General features: G+C 42.0%; 20 protein-coding genes and 1 other RNA gene. 13 read left to right on the forward strand and 8 right to left on the reverse strand.

Annotated elements, in window-relative coordinates; all coding sequences use genetic code 11:
- Positions 1 to 84: 84 nt before the first annotated feature.
- From RB151_RS18450 to dagF, 8 genes are all read left to right on the forward strand, one after another.
- The gene (locus RB151_RS18450) at positions 85 to 423 is read left to right on the forward strand and encodes a transcriptional antiterminator (protein ID WP_042846182.1); all 339 of its coding nucleotides are present in this window, start codon (positions 85 to 87) and stop codon (positions 421 to 423) included.
- Positions 424 to 455: 32 nt separating this feature from the next.
- Complete coding sequence (locus RB151_RS18455) at positions 456 to 821, forward strand: SFCGS family glycine-rich protein (RefSeq protein ID WP_042846184.1); 366 nt, start codon at positions 456 to 458, stop codon at positions 819 to 821.
- Complete coding sequence (locus tag RB151_RS18460) at positions 821 to 1,117, forward strand: DUF4312 family protein (protein ID WP_042846186.1); 297 nt, start codon at positions 821 to 823, stop codon at positions 1,115 to 1,117. The genes RB151_RS18455 and RB151_RS18460 overlap by 1 nt, the downstream gene beginning before the upstream one ends.
- 26 nt (positions 1,118 to 1,143) lie before the next feature.
- Entirely contained in the window at positions 1,144 to 1,935 is a 792-nt protein-coding gene (locus tag RB151_RS18465) for a DUF4311 domain-containing protein (RefSeq protein ID WP_042846187.1), read from the forward strand.
- Between the two features lie 2 nt (positions 1,936 to 1,937).
- Complete coding sequence (locus tag RB151_RS18470; protein ID WP_042846188.1) at positions 1,938 to 2,588, forward strand: DUF4310 family protein; 651 nt, start codon at positions 1,938 to 1,940, stop codon at positions 2,586 to 2,588.
- 218 nt (positions 2,589 to 2,806) lie between these two features.
- Positions 2,807 to 3,946: an amidohydrolase/deacetylase family metallohydrolase gene (locus RB151_RS18475; protein ID WP_042846189.1), complete on the forward strand. Its 1,140-nt coding sequence runs from the start codon at positions 2,807 to 2,809 to the stop codon at positions 3,944 to 3,946.
- On the forward strand, positions 3,930 to 5,042 hold the full coding sequence (locus RB151_RS18480; RefSeq protein WP_042846190.1) for a DgaE family pyridoxal phosphate-dependent ammonia lyase: 1,113 nt from the start codon (positions 3,930 to 3,932) through the stop codon (positions 5,040 to 5,042). The genes RB151_RS18475 and RB151_RS18480 overlap by 17 nt, the downstream gene beginning before the upstream one ends.
- A gap of 1 nt (position 5,043) precedes the next feature.
- On the forward strand, positions 5,044 to 5,784 hold the full coding sequence (dagF, locus tag RB151_RS18485; RefSeq protein ID WP_042846191.1) for a 2-dehydro-3-deoxy-phosphogluconate aldolase: 741 nt from the start codon (positions 5,044 to 5,046) through the stop codon (positions 5,782 to 5,784).
- A 148-nt stretch (positions 5,785 to 5,932) separates the two neighbouring features.
- Here dagF and RB151_RS18490 read toward each other — a convergent pair whose 3' ends face one another.
- The 3 genes from RB151_RS18490 to rsmI form a co-directional block, all read right to left on the reverse strand.
- Positions 5,933 to 6,994, reverse strand: coding sequence for a 4Fe-4S binding protein (locus tag RB151_RS18490; protein ID WP_071548611.1), 1,062 nt, complete (start codon positions 6,992 to 6,994; stop codon positions 5,933 to 5,935).
- A gap of 492 nt (positions 6,995 to 7,486) precedes the next feature.
- Positions 7,487 to 7,860: RNase P RNA component class A (rnpB, locus tag RB151_RS18495), an RNA gene on the reverse strand.
- A gap of 95 nt (positions 7,861 to 7,955) precedes the next feature.
- Positions 7,956 to 8,828 (reverse strand): 16S rRNA (cytidine(1402)-2'-O)-methyltransferase, encoded by an 873-nt coding sequence (gene rsmI, locus RB151_RS18500; protein ID WP_042846193.1) that lies wholly within the window; start codon positions 8,826 to 8,828, stop codon positions 7,956 to 7,958.
- Between the two features lie 61 nt (positions 8,829 to 8,889).
- On the opposite strand from rsmI, the gene RB151_RS18505 reads away from it, so the two are divergent.
- The 4 genes from RB151_RS18505 to dolP all read left to right on the forward strand — a co-directional run bounded on the left by RB151_RS18505 (position 8,890) and on the right by dolP (position 12,967).
- Complete coding sequence (locus RB151_RS18505) at positions 8,890 to 10,596, forward strand: penicillin-binding protein activator (RefSeq protein ID WP_042846194.1); 1,707 nt, start codon at positions 8,890 to 8,892, stop codon at positions 10,594 to 10,596.
- 46 nt (positions 10,597 to 10,642) lie between these two features.
- Entirely contained in the window at positions 10,643 to 11,017 is a 375-nt protein-coding gene (locus RB151_RS18510; protein WP_042846196.1) for a YraN family protein, read from the forward strand.
- Positions 11,018 to 11,791: 774 nt separating this feature from the next.
- Positions 11,792 to 12,382 (forward strand): DnaA initiator-associating protein DiaA, encoded by a 591-nt coding sequence (gene diaA, locus RB151_RS18515; RefSeq protein WP_004908326.1) that lies wholly within the window; start codon positions 11,792 to 11,794, stop codon positions 12,380 to 12,382.
- A gap of 9 nt (positions 12,383 to 12,391) precedes the next feature.
- Positions 12,392 to 12,967, forward strand: coding sequence for a division/outer membrane stress-associated lipid-binding lipoprotein (gene dolP, locus RB151_RS18520; protein ID WP_042846198.1), 576 nt, complete (start codon positions 12,392 to 12,394; stop codon positions 12,965 to 12,967).
- A 63-nt stretch (positions 12,968 to 13,030) separates the two neighbouring features.
- On the opposite strand, the gene mtgA is transcribed toward dolP, so the two are convergent.
- The 3 genes from mtgA to arcB form a co-directional block, all read right to left on the reverse strand.
- Complete coding sequence (mtgA, locus tag RB151_RS18525; protein WP_071548612.1) at positions 13,031 to 13,753, reverse strand: monofunctional biosynthetic peptidoglycan transglycosylase; 723 nt, start codon at positions 13,751 to 13,753, stop codon at positions 13,031 to 13,033.
- Positions 13,754 to 13,761: 8 nt separating this feature from the next.
- A complete protein-coding gene (gene elbB, locus RB151_RS18530; protein WP_048606189.1) occupies positions 13,762 to 14,412 on the reverse strand; it encodes an isoprenoid biosynthesis glyoxalase ElbB in 651 nt (216 codons plus the stop codon).
- A 232-nt stretch (positions 14,413 to 14,644) separates the two neighbouring features.
- Positions 14,645 to 16,990, reverse strand: coding sequence for an aerobic respiration two-component sensor histidine kinase ArcB (arcB, locus tag RB151_RS18535; RefSeq protein ID WP_042846202.1), 2,346 nt, complete (start codon positions 16,988 to 16,990; stop codon positions 14,645 to 14,647).
- Positions 16,991 to 17,290: 300 nt separating this feature from the next.
- On the opposite strand from arcB, the gene RB151_RS18540 reads away from it, so the two are divergent.
- Positions 17,291 to 18,697, forward strand: coding sequence for an FAD-dependent oxidoreductase (locus tag RB151_RS18540; RefSeq protein WP_071548613.1), 1,407 nt, complete (start codon positions 17,291 to 17,293; stop codon positions 18,695 to 18,697).
- A gap of 98 nt (positions 18,698 to 18,795) precedes the next feature.
- Here the strand turns inward: RB151_RS18540 and sspB are convergent, their stop codons facing one another.
- Positions 18,796 to 19,287 carry a ClpXP protease specificity-enhancing factor gene (sspB, locus tag RB151_RS18545; protein ID WP_042846406.1) on the reverse strand — a complete coding sequence of 164 codons (492 nt, stop codon included), beginning with the start codon at positions 19,285 to 19,287 and terminating at the stop codon, positions 18,796 to 18,798.
- A gap of 5 nt (positions 19,288 to 19,292) precedes the next feature.
- The gene (gene sspA / locus RB151_RS18550; protein ID WP_042846204.1) at positions 19,293 to 19,946 is read right to left on the reverse strand and encodes a stringent starvation protein SspA; all 654 of its coding nucleotides are present in this window, start codon (positions 19,944 to 19,946) and stop codon (positions 19,293 to 19,295) included.
- Positions 19,947 to 20,277 lie beyond the last annotated feature (331 nt).

Here is a 20,277-nt window from a genome sequence, read left to right on the forward strand (position 1 = left end):
AAATGAGTATGGACGTATTAAGGTATTAAGCATGAAGGAACAGAGTGGTCTAACTTGCAATATTACTTTGGATTTTAAATAGTTATGAGTGAATCAGTTGTAGTTTTTAAGATGTTAGAACATAACCTCGATATCGATGAGGTGACACAAAAACTGCTGGCAGTGATTACTGACTGGCTCAAGCAGGAGGACTGCTACACTACAGATGTACAACAACAAATGTTGCAATCTCACTTACGAGCCATGGTGGCAAGAGCAAAAACGGGTGAAGCCTTACCAGAAATCGATATCAGCCTGTTTGACGAAATATCAGCACATTCAATTGCACTAGCACAACGCGTTGTCGACACGTTACCCGGCTTGGCACAAGAAGAGACCTATTTACTCTCTGTTCACTTTGAAGTCGCTCGCGCGAATGATTAATTTTTAACATTGTAGAATTTGGAGAATATTTTATGAAACAGATGGTTGTTGTTATCGGAGATCGCTTAGGTAAAGGCCAAAAAGTGGCTGCAGGTGTGGAAGCTGCGGGTGGTAAAGCCATTGTCGTTCCTGGTGTTGCTGCGGATATGAAACTCGGTGATGTTATGAATGCAGAGCAAGCCGATTTAGGTATCTCTTTTTGTGGTAGCGGCGGCGCAGGCGCTATTACCGCTCAAACTAAATATGGTTACAAAGCTCGTTATGGGATGCGTTCTATCGAAGAGGGAGAGACCGCCATTGCGGATGGTTGCAACGTGCTAGGTTTTGGTTTTATGGACAAGGAAGAGTTAGGTGAGCGCTTAGTTAAAGCTTTTAATAAAAAATACGGCAACGCTTAATGAAAAAATCTATCGAAACGGTTGTACGGGTAACAGGGCAAGGCGATACCAAACAAAAAGCCATTGCTGACGCCTTAAATTCAATTCAAAAAACCGTACTGAAAAACAATACAGATATCATCCTGCGGATAGAACCAAAGGATGTTGAGGTTGTTAGTGCTCACTCACAATCGCGAACAGAAAAGTTTCTTTTTATCTTTTTGCCACGCAAGCGTGAACATTTTCGTGTTGTACTCGACGTTTCGCTGGATGTCACCTTACTTTCTGTCAACGAAATACCATTTACAGAACAATAATAGCAATCAGGTCTGGAGTTAATTCCATGAGTGAAACTGCATCTTTTTTAGAAATATTGGGCATGTCCCTAATTATCGGTGGGCTCTGCGGCTTCGGTTTAGGAGCCGGGGCAGCGCGGATGTTCCACGCACCAACCGTACAAGGTATGGGGGCATTTCGTACTTTGGGTGAACTTAACGCCTGTGAAGGCGACCCAGCTTCACACTTTTCTTTCGGCTTAGGGTTCTTCTTTAACGCATGGGCTTCATCTGTTGCAGCTGGTGCATTTACCCAAGATGTCGACCACCGCATCATCCCAAACTGGGGCGCGGCCGCATTGTTAACCAAAAACCGCAGCGTAGCAGACACACTGCATAACCCGAAAAAAATGGCGATTGCTTGTGCCATTATCGGTGCGGTCGTGGTTGCGTTCTTAAATACCACCGCCTCTGCTGTTCCAGCGGCATTACAAACCACGGCGGTCAATGTATTAGTCCCCGCCGCTAACTTACTCGTCAACACCGTAATGCCAGTCATTTTCTGGTTAGCTGCGATGGATGCGGGCCGTCGTTCCGGTTTCTGGGCCACCCTATTTGGAGGCTGCGCACAGTTAATTATGGGTAACGCTATCCCTGGTTTAGTTTTAGGTATCTTGATTGGTAAAGGTGTTGATGACAACGGTTGGAACCGTATCACTCGTACTATGATGATCACTGTCGTGTTGTTGTTTGTATTAAGTGGTTTCTTCCGTGAGTTTGACCTGAAGATGATCACCTCCTTCAACCTAGATAAACCATTATGGCTTGAATACGTCCACGGACTGCTAAGCGGGAAATAATCATGACAACTGAAATTAACAAACAAGATTTTTGGTACGCTGAATGGTCCTTCCCAATCTTTGTTGGGCTGTTATCCGCAGGGATCTTTGCAGGTACTCACATGTATGTCGTCTATGGCTTCGGAGCGTTTAACGAAGTGGCCTTCGTAGCCATGCTGCGTGCAGGGTTAGATACTGGTGTTTACGGTGCAGTAGCGGCTTTCGGTGCTAGCTTCCTATTCGCTCGGATCATTGAAGGCTCATTAGTCGGTATCTTAGATATCGGTGGCGCATTACAAACGGGGATTGGTCTAGGTGTTCCTGCTCTATTCTTAGCCGCGGGCTGGGATATTTTAGTGACCAACTTCTGGATGTCACTGCTTACGGGTTTACTCCTTGGCGTGTTAATCGGTCTGTTAATCGTATTTGCACGTAAATTCACAATTGCCCAAGCCAACTCAACCTTCGGGGCTGATGTCATGATGGGTGCAGGTAACACATCAGGTCGATTCCTTGGGCCATTGATTATCCTTGCTGCAATGGCTGCATCCATCCCAATTGGTATTGGTTCTTTAATCGGCGCATTGGTTTTCTATGTATGGCAAAAACCTGTTGCAGGCGGTGCAATTTTAGGTGCGATGTTATTCGGTTATTTCTTCCCAATCGCCGCTTAATCCGCATTCTCTCGGAATATAGGTTAACGAAAACGCTACGGTTTATATCATTTAGAACAAACAGTTAGACATACTCTAAATAATTCAAATTGCAGCAAACGACGATATCCCTAGGAGCATACACCAGTATGTGACTAGGGTAGTGAAACAACAGGCAACAACGCTGCGGTTTGAAGTATGACGAGTATGACAAGCATCGAGTATGAAGAAGGCAACTTATGTACACTCTAATCATCAAACAAGCTAAACGTATCGATGGTGCAATTATCGATATTCTTATCAAAGATGGAAAAATCGACGCCGCAGGCCCAGAGCTGGCCAACAATCAACAAGCAGACAAAGTTATTGACCTGAAAGGAAAATGCTATGTAAGTGCGGGGTGGATCGACTCTCACGCACATTGTTTTGTTGAATCGCCTATCTACTTCGATGACCCCGACTTAGCAGGTGCTGCGGGTGGAGTCACCTCACTGGTTGATGCAGGTAGTGTAGGCGCTGATGATGTTGATAAATTTTATCAACTCACCCAAAAATCGAAAACCAATGTCTTTTCTTTATTGAATATCTCTCGTATTGGCATCATTGCACAAAATGAACTGTCAGATATGAACAATATCAATGAAACTTGCTTCCAAGAGGCCATTGAGCGCCATAATGGCTTCATTGTTGGTATGAAAGCGCGTATGAGCAAAAGCGTGGTGGGTGAAAACGGAATTACCCCTTTAATCAAAGCAAAAGAAATGCAGAAAAAACATCATCTCCCGCTAATGGTGCATATTGGTAATAACCCCCCAAATATTGATGAAGTTGCCGATTTACTCACCCGTGGGGATATCATTACTCACTGCTTTAATGGCAAGCCAAATAAAATTTTAGGTGATGATGGCTACCTAAAACCCTCAATTGCCAGAGCACTGGCGCGTGGTGTTATTTTAGACGTTGGTCATGGCGGCGAAAGCTTTAGCTTTAAAGTTGCAGAGCAAGCCATGCGTATTGGGACTTATCCAGACATCATCAGTTCAGATATCTATCACCGAAACCGCGTAAATGGGCCAGTGTATAGCCTTGCTTTTGTAATGACGAAATTCCTCTGCATGGGCTTTAGTGCTGAGCAAGTTTTACGTTGTGTCACAGAAAAAGCTGCTGACTTGCTGTCACTTCCAGCGAAAGGCTATCTAAAACCGGGCTTCGATGCAGATATTACGCTATTTGATTTAAAAGAAGAACCGACTGAACTCACTGATGCAGAAGGTGAACATCGCATAGGGACTCACCGCTTTGTTCCTATTGCCGCAATTGTCGGTGGAAAACATATTATTCATGCAGAAGGCGAATCTGAACATGCAATCAATCTATGATAAATATCAGTTAAAACACGTTATTAATGCTTCTGGCCGTATGACCGCCCTTGGTGTATCGACCCCAACACCTGAAGTGGTTGAGCGAGTGGCTTATGGGTTAAATCACTATTTTGAAATTAAAGATTTAGTCAATAAAACAGGCGAATACATTGCAAGTTTATTAGATGTTGAAGCTGCTGTTGTGGTGTCTTGTGCATCTGCCGGTATTGCCCAAGCTGTTGCCGCGGTGATCGTGCAAGACGACGATGATTTACTACTCAACCTGCATTCATCCGACAAAGTGGTTCCTCGCGAAATTATTTTACCTAAAGGCCATAATGTTAACTTTGGCGCCCCCGTCGACACCATGGTGACACTCGGCGGAGGTAAAGTCATTGAAGCTGGTTTTGCTAATGAATGCAGTGCTGCACAACTCGCGGCAAAAATCACCCCTCAAACCGCAGCCATCTTATATATCAAATCACATCATACCGTACAAAAAAGCATGTTAACTGTGGAGCAAGCGGCCAAAGTCGCTCATGACCACCAGCTACCGCTGATTGTTGATGCTGCGGCAGAAGAGGAATTAACGGCTTATTATCACACTGGTGGCGATATTGTTATTTACAGTGGTGCCAAAGCTATTGAAGGCCCAACCAGCGGTCTCGTTATTGGTAAAAAACAATATATCGAGTGGGTTAAACGCCAAAGCCAAGGTATCGGCCGAGCAATGAAAGTCGGTAAAGAAGGTATTTTAGGGCTCACACTTGCTATCGAACAATATCTGAGTGCCACAAAAGAAACTGGCGCTGAAATGGTTAATCGAATGAGTAAATTTATCAGTGACCTAAATGATATCAACGGCATCTCTGCACAAGTGGTATGGGATGGCGCAGGACGCGATATTGCACGTACTGAAATTAGCTTCGATGAAAATGTTATTGGCAAAACGACCTATCAGATTATGGCTGAGTTGAAACAGGGGAATACCGCCATTTATTTCCGTGAATACAAAGCTAATGAAGGAAAAGTTGAAGCGGATATCCGTAGTGTAAGCAATGAACAACTTGATGTCATTTCAAAGAATATTCGTTTGCTAGTAGAAGGATTTTAAAATGAAATTGTCACCGAATTTTTACCGTGACCGTGTCTGTTTAAATGTGTTGGCTGGTAGCCACCAAAATGCTAAAGACATTTATGTCGCAGCGGAAACCTTTGTCGTTGTCGGTGTATTATCCAAAAATTACCCTGACTTAGAAAGTGCCATAGCTGATATGCGCATCTACGCGCAAGAGACGGATAATGCGTTATCGGTTGGTCTTGGGGCTGGCGATCCAAACCAATCAACCATGGTGTCTTTAATTTCACAGGAAATTCAACCACAGCATGTAAATCAAGTATTTACAGGTGCTCCCATCAGCCGAGCCTTATTAGGCCAAACCGAGACCTTCGTTAACGCATTAATCTCACCGACAGGTACGGTTGGCATGGTAAAAATCTCTACAGGCCCATTAAGCTCACAAGCCCCAGATGGCATTGTCCCCATTGAAACCGCAATCATGATGCTTAAAGATATGGGCGCTGACTCTGTTAAGTTCTTTAATATGAAAGGGTTAAAATATATTGAAGAATATAAAGCCATTGCTAAAGCTTGTGCTGAATTTGATTTTTCTTTAGAGCCTACTGGCGGTATTGATTTAGATAACTTTGCGGAAATTTTGCAAATAGCCCTTGATGCAGGCGTGAAGAAAATCATTCCTCATATTTATAGCTCAATCATTGATAAAAATACGGGCAATACTCGCCCAGAAGAAGTTCGTCAATTATTGCAGATGGTTAAGCAAGCGGTTAATTGATGCGTTAAAGCAGTAAAAAGAAGTCGGAAAATAAATATAAGCGAGATGTTATAAAAAACAGTCATTGTGACAAATGACAAAACAACAAATGCCCCACTCATCTAGTATGTAGTGGGGCTTTTTTCATTATATATTAATGACCTATCATTCATGCATTTGGTATAATATGAAACCAATAATTATCGGGGACAGGGCTATCCCACACACCAAAGTAAGCAGCAACCCCGATGGCACTAAATAACATTCCCAGAGTTAAAACTAACATAATTACCCCAGACAATGGGACTTGGCGTTTTTTTCTTGGCACTTGTAATGAAAAATTTAGGGTTGAAGAAACAGGGCAGGACTCCACGCACGTCATACACCCTGTACATTCCACCGTTCTTACCTTAATGAGCTTGTCGACTGGAATACGCGACGGGCAGTTCTTGGCACATTTTCCGCAATCAATGCAGCTTTCCACATCTCGACGAATTTTTACGGGGGAAAATAACGAAAATAGCCCCAACAATGCACCATAAGGGCACAAATAACGGCACCAAGCATTGCGAATAAACAAACTAATCACCACAAGAACAATAACACTCACCAAGGTAACACCGCTAATGTAGCGAAAGAAATCGAGCATTTTAACATCAATGATGATCCCATAAGGCGACATCATAAAATACTGGATCATCTGTGCAGGCATGGATAATGCTATATAGAGAAAAAAAGCTAATAGTAAATATTTTAAGCCTTTTAGAGGAATATCTAACCATTTAGGTAAATCGATTTGGTTTTGATAACGAAACAGTTTTTGCCCTATTTTCCCCGTGTATTCAGAAATTGTCCCTATTGGGCACATCCACGAACAAAAGGCTTTTTTCAATAATAAGCTAATAATTATGAAAGAAACCAAAAGAAACATTGAGGCCGCATGGATTACCGGAAAACTGCCTGTTTCTAATGTGTATTTTAAATTCATTAACCCAGCAATAGGTAGCCAACCCTCAATCCCACCCGGACGAGGAAGATAAAGCGTTGCCCCACCAGTTTCGTAGTAACGAACCCAGTAATAGAAAGTAATACCGATATAAAGGTTTATCGCCAAGAGTGTGAATTGTACAACTTTCCGCCAAGTTGATGCGTTCCGCCAATCATTCCAAGGAAGCTTTCCCCCTGTCGTACCGGGGCGGCGTTGATACCTTATACGTGGTTTTTTGGTCATATACGCCCATCTCTTTAACATGCATTTTAAATACCATTATTGTATTTACATATTCAGAAAACATATTGATTTGCATCAGGGGGTTGTGACGTTGATGGTTTGATACAACAAAATGGTGAAGGTTGACCAGAAAAATAGAAATAGAAAAATATTATCGTTGGTTTTTGCTAAATAATTCGAGTTGTGCCAAGGCGGCAAAATGAGGAAATCCCTAGGAGCATACAAAAGTATGTGACTAGGGTTGACGAGTGACGCCAACACAGGCACAACTTGAAGTATGACGAAAAAAAGGAGCATACAAAAGTATGTGACTCGAGTTGACGAGCAACGCCAACATAGGACAGCTTAAAGCACTACAAACTGAGATTTTTTCTAAATAGTTAGTGCTGTAACAAGGCAGCGATGTGAAGACAGCACGGGGAGCATACAAAAGTATGTGACCCGTGTGGCTGAATGAAGCTAACGCCGTGACAGCGCTAAGTATGACGAAAAAATGGGAGTTGGCCGATAAGCCGGGTTCTGTCGTGGACAACCATTCATCTAGGCCAGCACTTGCGCACTGGCTCCAGCAACCTACCCGAGTTCAATGCGGGCCGCACCATATGAACCCCTATTTGGTCTTGCTCCGGGTGGAGTTTACCGTGCCACGAACTGTTGCCAGTCGCGCGGTGCGCTCTTACCGCACCCTTTCACCCTTACCTGATCCTGTAAACAGGCCATCGGCGGTTTGCTCTCTGTTGCACTAGTCGTAGGCTTGCGCCTCCCAGACGTTATCTGGCACCCTGCCCTATGGAGCCCGGACTTTCCTCCCCTTTACCCGTCTCCCGAAGGGACAACGATAAAGCAGCGGTTGTCTGGCCAACTCCGCGGCGAATTATAGGCACTTTGTTGTAGCTTGTACAGACTCTAGCACCTGCAATTTACCACTTATATTAATGTAACCGTTTTATTTGCCTAAAAATCATTCATTGCTTTGATTATCAAGCATCAATTTATACAACATATTTTTCTTTAACCCATAAATTTCGGCTGTAATCGCTGCCGCTTTTTTAGGGGGAAGCTCTTTTTGTAATAAATTTAACGTGCGAACCACATCAGGGGAAATAGCCGAATCATCCTCTGGCTTCTTATAGCCTTCAACAATTAACACCATTTCGCCGCGATGGCGGTTTTCATCCTCTTTTACCCACGCCAACAATTCACCTACTGGACGGCCTTCAATTGACTCCCACGTTTTAGTCAATTCCCGAGCTAAAACAACATGACGTTCTGGTCCCCAGACTTCTACCATATCTGCTAAACTATCTAACAAACGGTGGGTTGACTCATAGAAAATCAGTGTCCGAGTTTCTTGTTCAAGTGATTGTAAAACGTCTTTACGGCCTTTTGTTTTAGCAGGTAAAAAACCTTCATAACAAAAACGGTCTGAAGGCAAACCGGCAGCAGACAGCGCAGTAATCGCTGCACAGGCGCCGGGTAAAGGCACAACACGGATACCAGCCTCACGACAACGATTGACTAAATGATAACCTGGATCATTAATTAAAGGTGTACCTGCATCAGAGACTAATGCGATACTATCGCCTTGTTGAAGTTTGCTAATTAATTGATCTGCCTTTTGCTGTTCATTATGATCATGTAGAGCGAACAGTCGTGCATTAATCGCAAAATTCTGTAAAAGAATGCCTGAATGCCGAGTGTCCTCTGCCGCAATAAGGTCAACATGTTTAAGAACATCCAACGCACGTTGCGTGATATCACCCATATTACCAATTGGGGTTGGGACGATATACAGCGTGGATGCCATAACCACAGCTTGATTAGGTTGGTTCATTGTTTCATCCGAATAGCCGGTTTAAAATTAAGCAATTGAAAAATACACCATTGGATACAGTATGCGTCCTTCAATTTTTTTGCATTTGAAAAAAGGGTTAATCTGCACAGCAATGCTATCTATATTTGCATTGTCAGGGTGCCAAATGGTATCGGATTACTTCCCGCCCACCCAAAAAACACCTGAGCAAAGTACGTCTGATGTCAGCAGCTACCAAGCCATCATTGATGCTGCTCAAGGCAAGCCCTCAATGGAAGCCCTGCGAGCTTATATTAGCCAAGAGCCTTTATTAAAAACAGCTGCTGAGCGCCAAGCCAATATTGATGGCCTCTGGAAGATGTTAACACAGTTAACGCCAGAACAAGTCCACGGAATTGAGGCTGATGAATATATTCTCCAAGGTTGGGTCGATCTTTTAGATATTTATCAAAACAACCAAGATGACCCTGATGCGCTACGCACCGGTTTCAACGACTGGAAAATGCGTTATTCAAATAACCCAGGGGCCACAATTCCCCCGACCCAGTTGCTCCAAGCAATGTTACCGCGTGTTGGCACAACCCCGAAAATAGCCCTATTTTTACCGATGAGTGGGCAAGGTCAGGTTTTCGGTCAAGCCATCATGCAAGGGTTTATGGATGCTCAAAAAGGGCTCCCGCAAACCACATCTCTTCCGGCTAACACAGCGAACGCTCAAAGTAGCGGTAATGATATACTCGACCAAATTTATGCAGAAGTCGCAGCGACCACGGGTGAAGCGCCTGCCACCACCGATAATGACTTGGTAACCTCCGCTTTACGTATTGATGCTACTCCGACAAATACACAAACGATCAAAGTCTTTGATACCACCAATCAACAAATGCCTCAACTGCTTGAACAAGCTAAAAATGAAGGCTTTAACCTTGTTGTCGGGCCGCTGCTGAAAACAGATGTAAATGTGATAGCACAAATGGGTGCTCCTGTTAGCGTTCTTGCGCTTAACGAACTCGATAGCAACCAATTACAACCTCGTCCAAACCTCTGTTATTTTTCGTTATCTCCAGAAGATGAAGCGCAAAATGCAGCCGCTTATATGAGGTCTGAAGGCAAACAAATGCCTCTCGTATTAGTGCCAGCAAATGCCTTTGGCGATAGAATTGCCAAAGCCTTCGCTAAAGGTTGGCAAGAGAAAGGCGGCTCGACCGTGTTAATGCAAACCTTTGGTTCAGTACCTTCGCTAAAAGAATCCATTAACCGCGGTGCTGGTATCCGCATGACTGGAACACCTGTTAATACAGGGGAAACAGTTAGCCCACAATTAAGCCCTCAAATTGAAGATTCAACAGGTGCTATTGATGGTGTTTATATTGTGGCGACACGTGACGAGCTGACGCTTATCAAACCGATGATAGAAATGGCAATTAGCACCCGTTCACGTCCAGCACTTTATACGAGCTCACGTAGTAACCAAGCAGGTTCAGGGGCTGATTACCGCTTCGAAATGGACGGTGTTAAGTTCAGCGAGGTCCCTTTATTAGCTGGTGCAAACAATAGTTTACGCAAACAGGCTCAACAAAAGTTAAATAATGACTACTCACTATTTCGCTTATATGCAATGGGTATTGATGCATGGTCATTAGCTAATAATTTCGATAAATTACAGCAACCAGAACAATTACGTATTAATGGTGCATCCGGAGTACTCACAACAACACCTAATTGTGTTGTTTTCCGCGAATTACCTTGGTTACAGTTCAAGCAAGGGAAGATCCTTCCTGCTCAATAGGGTATAAACAAGTCATCGAGAAGGTGACTTTTCAGACAAGGACGTCATGAAAACAATCCAGAAACCCTTAAAATGGTTAACAGGTCGGTACTATGAACACCAAGTACTCACTTTCCTGAAACAACAAGGGCTAACGTTTGTCGAACGTAATGCAAGAAATCGAGCCGGTGAGATCGATTTAATAATGCGCGATAATACTGGTTGGGTATTTATCGAGGTACGTTTTCGTAAAAATGGTGATTACGGTAATGCACTTTTATCAGTAAACTGGCATAAACGTAGAAAATTATTAGCCGCTGCAAAATTATGGCTTGCGCAAAGGCAAGAAAGTTTCGATACCAGCTCGTGCCGTTTTGATATCTGCGCAATAACGGGTAACCAATTTGAATGGATACAAAACGCATTTAACGAAGATGGCTAGTATTCGTAATCTGAATGACAAATAAGCTACCTGAATAAATTAGCGAGTATAATCAACAACGCTACAAATATTACTTTTCGTTGTAGCAAGGCTGCAAGAGTGTAGCCAACGCCGCTACAGCATGGGATATGACGGGATTACCCTAAATAATTCGTGTTGTAGCAAGGCGGCAAGTAAGCTAATCCCTATGAGCATACATAAGTATGTGATTAGGGTTAGCGAGCGTAGTCAACGCCGCTACAGCATGGGATATGACGGAATTACCCTAAATAATTCGTGTTGTAGCAAGGCCGCAAGTAAGCTAATCCCTATGAACATACATAAGTATGTGATTAGGGTTAGCGAGCGTAGTCAACGCCGCTACAGCATGGGATATGACGGAATTACCCTAAATAATTCGTGTTGTAGCAAGGCCGCAAGTAAGCTAATCCCTATGAACATACATAAGTATGTGATTAGGGTTAGCGAGCGTAGTCAACGCCGCTACAGCATGGGATATGACGGGATTACCCTAAATAATTCGTGTTGTAGCAAGGCGGCAAGTAAGCTAATCCCTATGAGCATACATAAGTATGTGATTAGGGTTAGCGAGCGTAGTCAACGCCGCTACAGCATGGGATATGACGGGATTACCCTAAATAATTCGTGTTGTAGCAAGGCGGCAAGTAAGCTAATCCCTATGAGCATACATAAGTATGTGATTAGGGTTAGCGAGCGTAGCCAACACCGCTACAGCACGAAGTATGACGGGTAAATTTTGATAGGAAAAAACCAGTGCTAGACCGTATAAAAGTTTGTTTCACTGAAAGTATTCAAACTCAAATAGCAGCTGCTGAAGCGCTGCCGGATGCTATATCCAGAGCTGCAATGATGATGGTTCAATCATTGCTAAATGGTAACAAAATTTTATGTTGTGGTAATGGTGCTTCTGCTGCCACAGCACAACGTTTCGCCGCGAGTATGATCCACCGTTTCGAAACTGAACGTCCTAGCCTGCCTGCATTGGCACTTAATACCGATAATGCTGTATTAACCGCTATCTCAGGCAGCAAACAACCGTCCGAAATTTATGCTAAACAAGTTAGGGCATTGGGGCAGCATGGTGATGTTCTAATGGCAATATCTACTCATGGTAATAGCAGTGATATAATTAAAGCTGTTGAAGCGGCGGTAACGCGAGATATGACCATTGTCGCTCTCACTGGCTATGACGGTGGAGAGCTCGCAGGGTTACTTGGCCCACAAGATGTTGAAATTAGGATCCCATCTCAAAGAAGTGTTCGTATCCAAGAAGTTCATTTACTTACTGTAAATTGTCTGTGCGACCTCATAGATAATACCCTTTTCCCTCATCAGGACGATTAAGGAGACAAAATGCGATTAATACCAGTTTTTGCCATAATCATGAGTACTATTCTTTTACAAGGTTGTATTGGTGCTGCTGTTGTCGGCTCTGCTGCTGTTGCAACGAAAAGCGCTACAGATCCTCGCACAGTTGGTCAGCAAGTTGACGATGGCACCTTAGAAGCACGTGTTAGTGGACAACTTAATAAAGATAAGGAAATAACAGGTAAAGCACGCATTATCGCGACTGCGTATAAAGGAAATGTGTTATTAACGGGGCAAAGCCCTGACATGGCTTGGGCTGAGCGTGCGAAACAAATCGCCTCGAATGTTGAAGGAACTACTGCTGTTTATAATGAGGTTCGTAGTGGTGAACCTGTTGATTTAGGCACAGCCTCAAAAGACACTTGGTTAACAACCAAAGTAAAATCCAAAATTCTTGCCAGTGACAGTGTTAAATCGGGCAGTGTAAAAGTCATCACAGAAAATGGTGAAGTCTTTTTATTGGGGGTATTAACAAGGCAAGAAGGTGATGCAGCAGCAAAAATTGCGAGCGAAACAGACGGTGTTCGCCGAGTAACCACAGCATTCACTTATCTCAATTAATCATAAACAATAATATATTGGTATAAAAATAAAAGCCATGAGTTAAAAACCATGGCTTTTATCTTATTCCGAAGCCAATTGGTTTATTTTCAGAAAATTCTTACCGCCTAATAAGCGCATCTGATTCAAGATCCACGCTTGCCTTTTTAAAACATAAGAAGAGGGTGATTTTACGCTATACCTATGAGGATTAGGTAAAACTGCTGCTAATAATGCAGCTTCATTCATTGTAAGCTTGCTAGCAGGCTTATTAAAGAATTTATTTGCAGCCTCTTCTACCCCAAAAACCCCCTCTCCGAACTCAGCAACATTCAAATAAACAGTGAGTATTCTTTTTTTAGACCAGAAGAGCTCCATAACTGGAGTCATTGCTGTTTCAAACCCCTTTCTTATCCAGCTTCTTCCATCCCATAACCATACGTTTTTTACAGTTTGTTGAGAAATGGTAGATGCCCCTCTGACTGACTGTTTATTGATCATATTATGTTGATAAGCCCTCTCAATTGCATCAAGATCAAAACCCCAGTGATGAGGGAAATTTTGATCTTCAGCGGCAATTACAGCCAAATAAACATACGGAGAAATACGATTTTCATCTACCCATTTAGAATGAGATACATAAGAAAAGTTTAAGTTTAACCATGCGGTAATTTGTCTTTCTGCCATTACTGCTGAAAATGGCACTGGTACATATTTAAAAAGAATGACGGAAAAAAGCCACACCACAAGTAATGAAATTGTGATCTTCTTTAACCAGTGCCACAATCTAGAAACAAAAGTTAGCATTTAAATAATCACGCCATTTCTAATACTTTCTTAACGAGCTTGTTAATACCTATATTTGCTTCAGAAATTGATTGAGCCAGCATATAAGCAGGTGTTGTAACAACTCGATTAACCTCATCAACTACAATGTCATCTACAGTACATTTGACGTGCTTCCCTCCCATGCTCTCTATCTGAGCAATCGTTTCACTATCATCACCAATAGTTAGTTCTACTGATGTATTTAACATTTTAGGAAGCATGACAGGAGCAATACACATCAGCCCTAGTGGCTTTTTCTGCTGATGCATTTCTCGTACTAAACTTAATAGTTCTTTATTAATTTCACACTCACTTCCTTTAACTGCGAAATTACATAAGTTTTTTGCAGCACCAAAACCACCAGGAATTATGAGGGCATCTAGCTTTGATGCATCAGCTGACGACAAAGGCGATATTTTCCCACGTGTAATACGAGAAGATTCTTCTAATTGGTTACGTTTCTCTGATTTTTCTTCACCAGTTATATGATTAATAACAGTAGGTTGATTATCATCAGGAGCGAAAAAATGAACTTCAGCATTATTTTGACTCAAAGCCAACATAGTTAATACAGACTCATGGATCTCGCTTCCATCAAAAACACCACAGCCACTTAAAATAACCGCAATTGATTTCATATCTTCCTCCATTTGTAGTAAATTATCTCTCAAGCGCTAAAGGGTAGAAACATCAATCTTCATCACAGATTTTAATGAATCTTGTAACAGATTCGCTAAATTTTGGTATCTTGATGTTGCCCTTTACGGTGATATACCTAATTTAATGATTTGCCAAGAACAAAAAATACATGCAGATCAACGATTTCCCTGGTGTTGGCGCAGTATTCGCGCACCCCAACTTCGGTTGGGGTTATTTTTTTGTACGCTCATCAACCCAGTTTCTTAAAGTTTCTATATCTGCTTTCCAGTCTTGTTTTAATTCATCAACCCATTCCTGAACATTATCCCACCATGCTGGTAAATCAGGAGATTGAATTTGCTGTGCGATTTTCTGTAAATTCTTTAAACCAACAGAGCCAGCGGCACCTTTAATTTTATGGGCCTCTTCAACAATACCTTTTTGGTCCTTAGCCACCATATTCGAATCAAGAATAGCTAAATAACCCGGCAACATTTTTTCAAAAACATCTAACCCATCATAAATCAGTTTGGGGCCGACTAATTCAATGTACTGCTCTAACATGTCACAATCTAATATAGACTCATCAACTTGTGATGTGACATCGCGGTTTTCAACTTCCTCATTTTGGGAAGTATGCTCCCCCCAAAATTGTTCTATAACTTGAGTTAAAGCAGGAACCGACAACGGTTTACTCAATACGCCATCCATTCCCGCATCAAAATATTCTTTTTTATCCTTAAGGACATTTGCCGTTAAGGCTATTAATGGTGGTAAATCTTCTTTGTCATACTGTTGTTTAAGCTGCCTAGAAATATCTAAACCTGTCATATCTGGTAATTGAATGTCTAATAACACTAAATCATATTCACCGGGAGCAAACATTGCTAATGCATCTTTACCATTCATCGCTACATCAACTGTATTGCCAAGGTTTTCTAATACAGAACACGCAACAACAACATTGAGTTCAATGTCTTCCACTAATAAAATATGCAAGGCTGGTAGTGGGTAATCATCATCACTGTCTTGATGTTCAGCGACTTCTTCTTCAACCACAGGCGCTGTAATTGATAAAGTAAAAGTAGAACCTTGGCCTATTTCACTCTCAACCTGTATGTCGCCCCCCATATTTTGTGCTAACCGACGTGATACAGAAAGACCAATCCCCGTCCCTGTTGCAGGTTTACCACCAGCAGAATCTGTTACTTGATAGTACATCGCAAAGATTTTATCTAACTCATCCTGAGGTATGCCAATACCACTGTCTTTTACCCTAAAAAAGATTTTGTTTTCAGGCTCTTGCCAAATACTTACTTTGACCTCACCTTGTTGCGTGAACTTAACCGCATTCCCAATTAAATTCCATAATACCTGCCGTAAACGCGTCCCATCAGTTAACACCGTTTTTGGCAAAGTAGGTGCCACATCCATAACAAATTTAAGCCCTTTAGGCTGAACTAATAACCCACTTAGATTCTCTAAATCATTCACAAACTCAGGTAATGCGACGGGTTGGTTATCTAGTTGGACTTTACGACGCTCAATTTTATCCATCTCAATGACATCATTAAAAATATTCCCTAATGTCACTGCACTGACATGAATCGTTTTTAAATAGCTAGATTGTTCTGAAGTTAAATTCGTATCGAGTAAAATACGACTAAGACCAACGATGCCATTAAGCGGCGTACGAAGCTCGTGGCTTATCGTTGAGATAAAGGTAGTCTTTTCCCTGCTCGCGTTCTCTAACGCCTCCTGGTAGCGTTTACGCTCTGTTATATCGCGACCAAAGCCCATAAGGCCATGTCGTTTACCTACTCGGTCATAAAATGGGACTTTTCGTAACTCAAAACAGGCTTTTCTGCCATCAGGGTAAACCAGCCACTGTTCATAAGTGAGGGAAACATTATGGCGGAAAACTTTTTCATCGGTCTCCATTACTTTAGACGCAATTTCGACATCATAAATATCTAGAGGTGTTAACCCAACTAAGTGTTTTTCACTTTTACCAGTCAACAGTTCCATTGCTCTGTTACAACCTGAAAACTCGTTATTTTCGTTGCGGTAATAAACTAAATCCGGTGATGCATCAAGGAATGAGCGCAGCAACACCGATTGTTGTTCAAGTTCAACCTGTGTTTGCTCTCGATATTTCATTTCTTGTTTGAGTTGTTCAAGCAGTTCCAAGTGCGCTCTTTCAGCTTTTTCGCGCTCTTGTATTTCAAGATTTAGTTGCTCAATATTGCCATGTAATTGAATGTTTAATTCCGCATCGCGCTTACGCATGACTTCAAGTTTATCGACCATGCGCGACAAACGTTGCCGCGACTCTTCTAACTGCTCAACGACAACCGAAAGAAAATAAACCGCTAAAGGGGTAATGATTAAGCCAAAGAAAATCGACCCGACCATATCGAGGCTATCAACATGCCCTCGCAAAAAGATTGTCACGGCCATCTGCATTATCATGGCAAGAACAACCAGCGCGGATGCTAGTAATAGTGAAAACCGCACCAGCCCTAGTTTCATCATCAAATCGACATAGTATTGCGCAAGGCCGCGAAGTACTTTCATAACCACCCCTTAGTTAAATTCTCTTTGAATCATATATCAAACAGGACAGTTTCGGATGTTTATTAATACAAAATGTCGATCCTGCTCATTCAATAGCCATTTTTTATTATTAATGATAAATAACAATCAGGAATTTTCTTTGCTTCTACTCGGGTAAAAACTCATTCTGAGTAAATCTTAATCACAATCAATTGAAAAACAAAATATTAATGCTGTTTATCTTTAAATATGGGCGATAAACTTAAAAGAAAACGCCAAGTTTTACCAAGTGAAATCAGACAAAGTTCATTAAGGAACACCATGAATTCTAACAGTTTCAACCTCCAACGCCGCGAGCCACACAAAAAAGCACTGGCAACCCGTAAAATAGAGTTTGTTGAAATTTATGAGCCTGATAACGTTTCTGATATTCAACAACAATCAAGTCGTTGTCTGTCTTGTGGTAGCCCTTTTTGTGAATGGAAGTGCCCTTTACATAACCCAATCTCTAGTTGGCTTAAACTTGCAGCTGAAGGGCGTATCATTGAAGCCGCTGAATTATCCCATCACACCAATAGTTTACCCGAAATATGTGGCCGTGTTTGCCCCCAAGATAAGTTATGCGAAGTCGCTTGTGTACTACATGACGACCATGGTGCAGTGACTATTGGCCACATTGAACGCTATATTAATGATACTGCCTTTGCATTAGGCTGGCGCCCCGACCTTTCTCATGTTTCTCCAGTCAATAAGCGTGTTGCTATTATTGGGGCTGGCCCCGCTGGGCTAGCTTGTGCCGATGTTCTTGTTCGTAATGGTGTCGAGGCTATCGTTTTTGATAAACATCCCGAGATTGGGGGACTACTGACATTTGGTATCCCAGCATTTAAGTTAGAAAAACACGTTATGATGCAGCGACATGAAATTTTGGCAGAAATGGGGGTACAGTTTCAGCTTAATACTGAAATAGGTGTTGACCTCTCGTTAGATGCGCTTCTTAGCACCTATGACGCTATTTTTATTGCTACAGGTGCCTATCAGTCAATTAAAGGGAACCTCTCAACTGAATCAATTCAAGGCGTGTATGAGGCTCTGCCCTATTTAATCGCGAATACCCGTCATTTAATGGCACTACCTGCATCTACAGACCAACCCTACATTGATTTACATAAAAAACGCGTGGTTGTTTTAGGTGGGGGGGATACCGCGATGGATTGCACTCGGAGTGCTATTCGTCAAGGCGCTGCACAGGTTAATTGTGTCTATCGTAGAGATAAAGCAAGCATGCCCGGGTCGCAAAAAGAAATAACGAATGCATTAGACGAAGGTGTTCAATTTTATTTTAATACCCAAGCGACCAAAGTAGCCACCAATGAAAATGGTCAGATTACTGGCATTTATGCTTCTCGAACCCAAAAAGGTGAACTCAAAGATGGGCGTTATCAAGTAGAACTCATTGAAAATTCAAATACTTTTATCGAAGCTGATGTGGTTATTGTTGCTTTTGGTTTTCACCCATACACTCAATCTTGGTTAGCAGAGCAAGATGTTGAGCATAATCAGCACGGTCATATCTTAGCTAGTCATCATACGGGTTTTCCATACCAAACATCCAATCAAAAGATATTTGCAGGGGGAGATGCCATTAGGGGTTCTGACCTTGTAGTCACTGCGATTGCTGATGGCCGCGGAGCAGCTGAAGGAATTTTGCTTTTTCTCGGTGTTTAATTACCGAATAATACTTTAAAAAAAGAAAAACAGAGGGATTATCCCCTCTGTTGATCGTTATTACTTGATTTCTAAAGTAATGAAAACTGATAAGCCTGTTATTTGACAACTCTTAGTGCAGGTCTACCTTTCGGAGGCCTAGGTGGCTCATCACCTGATGGTTCTTGCGAACTTTCATCAGGAAGGTCAGCTTCATGAACTAAAGTAATATTATCTTCTGGTTCTTCAATATCTTCGACCCCTGAGGATAACTCTGCATCATAAGCAGTCTCAGGTTCAAACATCATACCAGCCCCATTTTCACGTGCATATACCGCCATAATTGCTGACATTGGAACATACACTTGACGCGGCACACCACCAAAACGGGCATTGAAACGCACTTCTTCGTTGGTGATTTCGAAATTACCGACGGCTCGAGGCGCTACATTCAAAACAATTTGCCCATCCCGAGCAAACTCCATAGGAACGTTTACATCGGGAACGGTGACATCAACCACCAAATGCGGAGTCATATCGTTATCAAGTAACCACTCGTAGTGGGCACGTAACAAATAAGGACGACGTGGTGACATTGGTGTCATTTCCATCATTTTTAGCCTCTTCTAATAGGCTGTCTAGACTCGCGCATTTCTTTTTCAGCATCCGTCAATGACGCGCTGAATCCGTCACGGTCAAAAACGCGATCCATATAAAAATGTAAGTATTTGCTGATTGATGGGTTAATTTCAATACCGAGTACAGGTAAGCGCCACAGCAATGGAGCCAAATAGCAATCGACGATGCTAAATTCTTCGCTCATGAAGAAGTCCATTTCAGCAAAAACAGGAGAAACTGCGATCAGCTCTTCAGATAATTGACGGCGGGCATTTGCAGCTTCTTGTGCCGTGCCTTTCTCAATTTTGTCCATCAATGAATACCAGTCATTTTTAATGCGATACATTAATTGACGGCTTGTACCACGTGCAACTGGATAAACAGGCATTAATGGTGGATGAGGAAAACGCTCATCAAGGTATTCCATGATAATATGTGGGTCATAAAGCGTTAGATCACGATCAACCAACGTTGGAACGCTATGGTATGGGTTGAGGTCAATCAAATCTTTATGTTGCTGACCAGGTTCAACATATTCAATTTGAACACTAACTCCTTTTTCAGCCAGAACAATACGTACCTGATGGCTAAAAATGTCAGTTGGGCTAGAGAACAATGTCATTACCGAACGTTTATTAGGAGCGACAGCCATTAAAACCTCCAAAATACAAAATGGACGAAATGTAATTAAGTATTTAATTACCGATTACCCATTTTAAAATCCCCAGTGTCCGTCTTTCATTTATCCATACTGAAAGCCAACACAACCCTCCCGCACAATAAAGGCGAGAAATCCGAAATAAAAAACAGGCACATATTCTAACAGATTTTGTACAGCTTAGGGGGGAAGCATCGAAAAAATCATAAGTATATTTCAATGACAGGTTAAATCACAAAAAAAATAGTTTTATTAACTAAAAATATACTTATATATGGATTTAAATCCTTGGAGTTGAATCCATACTTTGGTTATTTAATAATAA

This window comes from Providencia rettgeri (genome assembly GCF_001874625.1).
GTDB classification, from domain to species: domain Bacteria; phylum Pseudomonadota; class Gammaproteobacteria; order Enterobacterales; family Enterobacteriaceae; genus Providencia; species Providencia huashanensis.

Excerpts from the sequence above, each read along its gene's own strand:
- RB151_RS18450 (WP_042846182.1), top strand. The coding sequence starts at position 85 with ATGAGTGAATCAGTTGTAGTTTTTAAGATGTTAGAACATAACCTCGAT.
- RB151_RS18455 (WP_042846184.1), top strand. The coding sequence starts at position 456 with ATGAAACAGATGGTTGTTGTTATCGGAGATCGCTTAGGTAAAGGCCAA.
- RB151_RS18460 (WP_042846186.1), top strand. The coding sequence starts at position 821 with ATGAAAAAATCTATCGAAACGGTTGTACGGGTAACAGGGCAAGGCGAT.
- RB151_RS18465 (WP_042846187.1), top strand. The coding sequence starts at position 1,144 with ATGAGTGAAACTGCATCTTTTTTAGAAATATTGGGCATGTCCCTAATT.
- RB151_RS18470 (WP_042846188.1), top strand. The coding sequence starts at position 1,938 with ATGACAACTGAAATTAACAAACAAGATTTTTGGTACGCTGAATGGTCC.
- RB151_RS18475 (WP_042846189.1), top strand. The coding sequence starts at position 2,807 with ATGTACACTCTAATCATCAAACAAGCTAAACGTATCGATGGTGCAATT.
- RB151_RS18480 (WP_042846190.1), top strand. The coding sequence starts at position 3,930 with ATGCAATCAATCTATGATAAATATCAGTTAAAACACGTTATTAATGCT.
- dagF (WP_042846191.1), top strand. The coding sequence starts at position 5,044 with ATGAAATTGTCACCGAATTTTTACCGTGACCGTGTCTGTTTAAATGTG.
- RB151_RS18490 (WP_071548611.1), bottom strand. The coding sequence starts at position 6,994 with ATGACCAAAAAACCACGTATAAGGTATCAACGCCGCCCCGGTACGACA.
- rsmI (WP_042846193.1), bottom strand. The coding sequence starts at position 8,828 with ATGAACCAACCTAATCAAGCTGTGGTTATGGCATCCACGCTGTATATC.
- RB151_RS18505 (WP_042846194.1), top strand. The coding sequence starts at position 8,890 with ATGCGTCCTTCAATTTTTTTGCATTTGAAAAAAGGGTTAATCTGCACA.
- RB151_RS18510 (WP_042846196.1), top strand. The coding sequence starts at position 10,643 with ATGAAAACAATCCAGAAACCCTTAAAATGGTTAACAGGTCGGTACTAT.
- dolP (WP_042846198.1), top strand. The coding sequence starts at position 12,392 with ATGCGATTAATACCAGTTTTTGCCATAATCATGAGTACTATTCTTTTA.
- mtgA (WP_071548612.1), bottom strand. The coding sequence starts at position 13,753 with ATGCTAACTTTTGTTTCTAGATTGTGGCACTGGTTAAAGAAGATCACA.
- elbB (WP_048606189.1), bottom strand. The coding sequence starts at position 14,412 with ATGAAATCAATTGCGGTTATTTTAAGTGGCTGTGGTGTTTTTGATGGA.
- arcB (WP_042846202.1), bottom strand. The coding sequence starts at position 16,990 with ATGAAAGTACTTCGCGGCCTTGCGCAATACTATGTCGATTTGATGATG.
- RB151_RS18540 (WP_071548613.1), top strand. The coding sequence starts at position 17,291 with ATGAATTCTAACAGTTTCAACCTCCAACGCCGCGAGCCACACAAAAAA.
- sspB (WP_042846406.1), bottom strand. The coding sequence starts at position 19,287 with ATGGAAATGACACCAATGTCACCACGTCGTCCTTATTTGTTACGTGCC.
- sspA (WP_042846204.1), bottom strand. The coding sequence starts at position 19,946 with ATGGCTGTCGCTCCTAATAAACGTTCGGTAATGACATTGTTCTCTAGC.